General features: G+C 64.7%; 5 protein-coding genes. 2 read left to right on the top strand and 3 right to left on the bottom strand.

The window, feature by feature from the left end; all coding sequences use genetic code 11:
• On the top strand, positions 1-512 hold a 512-nt coding region (gene grpE / locus EN925_RS22205), incomplete at its 5' end, for a nucleotide exchange factor GrpE (protein WP_128336925.1).
• Between the two features lie 136 nt (positions 513-648).
• The gene (locus tag EN925_RS22200) at positions 649-1,281 is read left to right on the top strand and encodes a trimeric intracellular cation channel family protein (protein ID WP_127388361.1); all 633 of its coding nucleotides are present in this window, start codon (positions 649-651) and stop codon (positions 1,279-1,281) included.
• Positions 1,282-1,345: 64 nt separating this feature from the next.
• On the opposite strand, the gene EN925_RS22195 is transcribed toward EN925_RS22200, so the two are convergent.
• The 3 genes from EN925_RS22195 to EN925_RS22185 form a co-directional block, all read right to left on the bottom strand.
• On the bottom strand, positions 1,346-2,221 hold the full coding sequence (locus EN925_RS22195) for a GNAT family N-acetyltransferase (protein WP_023812526.1): 876 nt from the start codon (positions 2,219-2,221) through the stop codon (positions 1,346-1,348).
• Between the two features lie 182 nt (positions 2,222-2,403).
• Positions 2,404-4,695: a PAS domain-containing hybrid sensor histidine kinase/response regulator gene (locus EN925_RS22190; RefSeq protein WP_027161326.1), complete on the bottom strand. Its 2,292-nt coding sequence runs from the start codon at positions 4,693-4,695 to the stop codon at positions 2,404-2,406.
• A gap of 141 nt (positions 4,696-4,836) precedes the next feature.
• A partial coding sequence (locus EN925_RS22185; protein ID WP_348630355.1) for a zinc-binding dehydrogenase occupies positions 4,837-5,253 on the bottom strand: 417 nt, incomplete at its 5' end.

The following is a 5,253-nucleotide window of genomic DNA, read 5'->3' as shown; positions in this document are numbered from 1 at the left end:
ATGAAGAGCTGAAGGACCGCGCGCTGCGCGTGGCGGCCGAGATGGAAAACCTGCGTCGCCGCACGGCGCGCGATGTTCACGATGCGCGCACCTACGCGGTCGCGAATTTCGCCCGCGACATGCTTTCGGTGTCGGACAATCTGCGCCGCGCGCTGGATGCGATTCCCGCCGAGGCCAAGGCATCGGGTGACGCCGGCTTCAAGGCGCTGATCGAAGGCGTCGACCTCACCGAGCGCGCCATGCTGTCGGCGCTGGAACGGCATGGGGTCAAGAAGCTCGCGCCGGAAGGCGAGAAGTTCGATCCCAATTTCCACCAGGCGATGTTCGAAGTGCCCAATCCGGACGTCCCGGCCAACACCGTGGTCCAGGTCGTGCAGCCGGGCTATTCGATCGGCGACCGCGTGCTGCGCCCGGCTATGGTCGGCGTCGCCAAAGGCGGTCCGAAGTTTGCCGCCGCTGAAGCGCCGGTCGAGCCGGGGCCGGTAAACGAGCAGGCTGAGAAAGATGCATAGTTAAGGGAGTAGGGGAGTAGGGCAGTAGGGCAGTAGGGCAGTAGGGAAAAGGGCAATCGCACCTTCCGTGCGGCTTCGTGCTAAACATACTGCCCTACTGCCCTACTGCCTTATTCCCTTACTCCCCTGGCCTGCAATGAACCCCATCGCGCTTCTCGACTATGCCGGTGTCGCCGTCTTCGCGGCGACCGGAGCGCTTGCGGCTTCGCGCAAGCAGCTCGACATTATCGGCTTCCTGTTCCTGGCCAGCGTCACCGGGATAGGTGGCGGCACGCTTCGCGACGTCATCCTCAACCTGCCGGTTTTCTGGGTCGCCAACTCCGGCTATGTGCTGGTCTGCGCCGCGGTTGCGGTGCTGGTCTTCTTCAGCGCGCATCGTGTCGAATCGCGCTGGAAATGGCTGCTCTGGCTCGACGCCATCGGGCTCGCCGCTTTTTCGGTGATGGGCGCGGCCAAGGGGCTTGCGATTACCGGTTCGACGGTCGTCTCAGTCATCACCGGCGTGCTCACCGCCACTTTCGGCGGCATTCTGCGCGATCTCCTTGCCGGCGAGCCATCGGTGCTGCTCAGGCCCGAAATCTATGTCACGGCGGCCCTTGCAGGTGCCGGCCTTTACACGCTTGGCGATCTTGCCGGACTGCCGCCGCTCGCCTCGGACCTTGCCGGTTTTGCGGCGGCGTTCCTTGTGCGTGGCGGCGCGCTCAAATTCGGCTGGTCGTTTCCGTCCTACAAGAGCCGGCCCGGCAGGCGGCCGGAAGATATTTTGTGAAAAGGAAGCGAATAGCGAATAGGGGTTGAACGAGATAGCTCCCGCTACTTTCTATTCGCTAGCCTCACGCAGCGAAGCGCTGGGCTTCCCCGCCATAATAGTTGACGTAGCGTGCGCCGATCTCCTTGACCGGCATCACGACGAACACATCGACCGTCGAGAATTCGCGATCGATGACGCAGCCGTCGCCGATGCGGGCGCCGACGCGCAGATAGCCCTTGACCAGAGGCGGCATCGCGGCGATCGCCGCCTTGGCATTGACCGCCTCGATAGGCATCAGGTCCATCGAGCAGTAGCGCCCGGAGACCGCGCGCACGTCCCAGGCCGAATTCGTGCGGCAGTGGTGGGCGAGGTAGGTGAGCGCCTCGGCATGCGCCGCCGGCACGGTGCCGTGAAAGGAAGCGCAACCGGTCATCACACCGATTTCATAATGGTTGATGTAAGCCCAGATGCCTTGCCACAACGCTTCGATGGTGCGCTTCGAGCGGTATTCCGGCAAAACGCAGGAGCGGCCGAGTTCAAGGAAACGCTGGCCGGGGTGACGGGCAATGAGCTTGGTCAGCTCGAATTCACCTTCGGAATAGAAACCGCCGGCCGTGGCCGCGATTTCTTGCCGCAGCAGCCGATATGTGCCGACGATGCGGCGATGTTCGGGACCGGAAAGCGTGGTGTCCAAAACCAGCAGATGGTCGCAGAGCGGATCGAACCGGTCGGCGTCACGGCGGTCATGGGCCTGGAACAGGTCCTTCCTGGCGCCAAGTTCGTCGTAGAACACCCGGTAGCGCACTTCCTGCGCGGCCGCGATCTCGGCCTCGTTGCGAGCGAGCCGCACTTCAAGATTGCCTATACGGCCCAGTGCGGCGCCCTTTATGACGGAATCGACGTTACGTCCGGCAAGCAAGGCGCTGCTGGCGTTCGGCCGAGTGTCACATTCCGGCATAACTGTATGCACGAGTGATTCTCCTTCGAGCCATCCCTCTTGGCACGGGGATACGGTGTAGGTGCAACAGGATTGTGACAGTACCGTGATACGACGTCGTGGGCAATACTTCGTCGGCTGGCGAATACGATCAACCGGCTACGTTTAAGTGATCGCCCGGTGCGGAATGGGCGGTGGAAAGCTCAGGCCGCGACGACCTGGCCCTCGACGGCATTGACCAGCGCCTCGGGGTCGAGCGGCTTGGTGACAAAGCCGCTGGCGCCATGGGCCAACACCGCATGGCGGGTCTTTTCCTGGCTGTCGGCCGACAGCACCATGATCGGCACCGGCCGCACGGCACTTTCTTCCTCATGGCGGCGGATGGCGGCAATCGCGTCCAGCCCGTCCATGACCGGCATGTGCAGATCCATCAAGACCACGTCGAAGCGGTCCTTGTGCGCGGCGCCGGTGACAGCCTCGACGGCCGCCTTGCCGTTGCCGACCACCCTGACGCGATGCCCCGCCTTCAGCAGCGTGGCGCGGGCCAGCATGGCATTGATGTCATTGTCCTCGGCGATCAGCACCGACAGGCCGCGCTGGCGGTTGCCGACGGCGCGCAGTGTCGGCGCGCCGCGCTTTTCCGGCTGCGGCGGGCCGAGGCTCGGAGCATGGCTGCTCAACAGTACACGCAAAAGTGTTCCGCCGCGCACCGGCCTGGCCAGGAAGGTTGCGTAGCCGCTGGCGCGGAACTCGCCAAGCATGCCGCGATCTGTCGGCGCGATCAGCGTGATCGCCTCACAGTCGGAGAAACCGCTCTGGCGCAGGCGCTTGAGCAGCCTTCCGTCGCCTTCCTCCATCGCTGCATCGACCAGGATCGCGTCGCAGCCGGCGGCGAAAGGCGCGGCCTGTGCGGCGGTGGTGGCGATGTCGACCGCGCCACCGTTGGCACGGATGGTGCGGGCGATGGCGTCGGCCTCGACGGCGTTCTTCGACAGGATCACCACGCGTCTGCCCGAGAGAGCATTCTGGCGGCCCTGCGGCGCTTCGGTGGCCGCTGTCGCAGGGACTTCGAAGACGAACTCGGATCCCTGGCCGAGCCGGCTGGATACCGAGATCGTGCCACCCATGGCGGCCACCAGGCGCCTGGAGATGGCAAGGCCGAGGCCGGCCCCGCCATGTGTGCGTGTCGACGTGCCGTCGGCCTGCTCGAACTCCTCGAAAATGCGCTCCAGGTCGGCATCATGCAGGCCCGGACCGGTATCGGCGATGGTAAAGCATATGCGGTCGCTGGTTTCGGTGCGTGCGCGTGCAATGCTCACCAGCACGCCGCCGCTGTCGGTGAACTTGATGGCGTTGCCGATGAGGTTGAGAAGCACCTGCCTGACCTTGCCTGGATCGGCGGTGATCAATTGCGGCACGTCGGGTTCGACATGACAACCCAGCCCGATATCCTTGGCGAAGGCGCGCGCCGCCAGCAATTCGATGATGTTGTCGGCGATCTCGCGCACCGACATCGGCTGCGGCTCCGGGTCGAAACGCCCGGCTTCGATCTTGGAATAGTCGAGAAGATCCTCGATCAGGGCAAGCAATGCGCTGGCTGAGGTCGAGACGGCGCCGACATAGGTCTGCTGCTCCGGCGACAGGCTGGTGTCGGCGAGCAACCTGGCCATGCCCATGATGCCGTTCATCGGGGTGCGGATTTCATGGCTGACGGTGGCGAGGAAACGCGATTTGGCCTGGCTGGCATATTCGGCCCGTTCGCGTGCGGTGATCAGCGAGGACTCGGCGCGTTTGCGGGCGGTGATGTCGCGGGCGATGGCGCGGTGCGAAACCGCGCCACTGTCCTTGTCGCGCACCGACAGTTCGATCCAGGAGAACCAGCGCTGCCCGCTCGGCGTGCTGATAGAGACATCGGTGGAACTCAGGCACTCATGGTCGGAAAAGGCGGCATCGGGAACCATGCCGACCTCGATGCCGAGTTCCGCCAGGGTCTTGCCGGCAAGATCGCGCTGGTCGATCTCGACGAGATCGGCGAAGACCTTGTTGGCATAGACGATGTAGCCGTCGCGGTCGCGATGGATGACGAGATCGCCAAGCGCGTCGATCAGGCCACGAAAGCGCTCATCGCTCTCCTGCATCTCCCACATGCGGTCGGCCAGCGTCTCGATCTCGGCGCGGCTGCGGGCCGTGGTTTCGTCAAGAAGGGCGGCGGTGCGATGTTCGCTGCGCCTGGCGCGCAGATGCATGGCAAGGCCGGCTAGGCCGGTTGCGAGCAATGCAACGCTGATGAACATCGGTGCCCCGGTCAGGTGCGCCAGCCCGGCCATCACCACGATGGCGACGAATGTCAGAAAGGACAGGCCTTCGCGCCTGGAGAATTCCGGCTCGGGCACCAGCGGCGGCGCGGCGACGAAGCGCCGCGTCGACGCCGGCGGGAGCACCGCATCGACATCGTCGCCAGTGTCCGCCTGTTGGCTGCCGGATTGCGCGATCATGCGAAATTCTTGCCAGACAGAGCTTATGGAAAATTGCGGCGGATCGTTCCAATTTTAGCGGATGAGCGCTTTTTGCCGAGGCGCGGCGGGTTTGCCACCAGATCTGGCGATTGCATCCGCCCTTCCGGCAGTTGGGCGGAGTCACATATCCACGACGACGCGGCCGCGGATCTTGCCCTCGACGATATCGCGCGCGGCATCGACGATGCCGTCGAACCCGATGGTGCTGGACAGGCTGGCGAGCTTCTGCAGATCGAGGTCGGTGCCGATGCGGCGCCATGCCTCGAGGCGGACTGCTTTCGGCGCCATCACTGAATCGATGCCGAGCAATGAGACACCGCGCAGGATGAAGGGCGCGACGCTGGCCGGCAGGTCCATGCCGCCGGCCAGGCCGCAGGCGGCGACCGCGCCGCCATAGGAGGTCATCGAGAGCACATTGGCCAGCGTGTGGCTGCCGACAGCGTCGATGCCGCCCGCCCAGCGCTCCTTGGCCAGCGGCTTGGCCGGCTGGGCAAGCTCCTCGCGCGAGATCACCTCGGCGGCGCCAAGGTCCATCAG

The organism is Mesorhizobium sp. M7A.F.Ca.US.006.04.2.1, from assembly GCF_004022915.1.
In the GTDB taxonomy this organism is placed as follows: domain Bacteria; phylum Pseudomonadota; class Alphaproteobacteria; order Rhizobiales; family Rhizobiaceae; genus Mesorhizobium; species Mesorhizobium ciceri.
This window is presented reverse-complemented; position numbering and strand designations above follow the sequence as displayed.

Coding starts and splice junctions, on each gene's coding strand:
- EN925_RS22200 (WP_127388361.1), top strand. CDS start 649: ATGAACCCCATCGCGCTTCTCGACTATGCCGGTGTCGCCGTCTTCGCG.
- EN925_RS22195 (WP_023812526.1), bottom strand. CDS start 2,221: ATGCCGGAATGTGACACTCGGCCGAACGCCAGCAGCGCCTTGCTTGCC.
- EN925_RS22190 (WP_027161326.1), bottom strand. CDS start 4,695: ATGATCGCGCAATCCGGCAGCCAACAGGCGGACACTGGCGACGATGTC.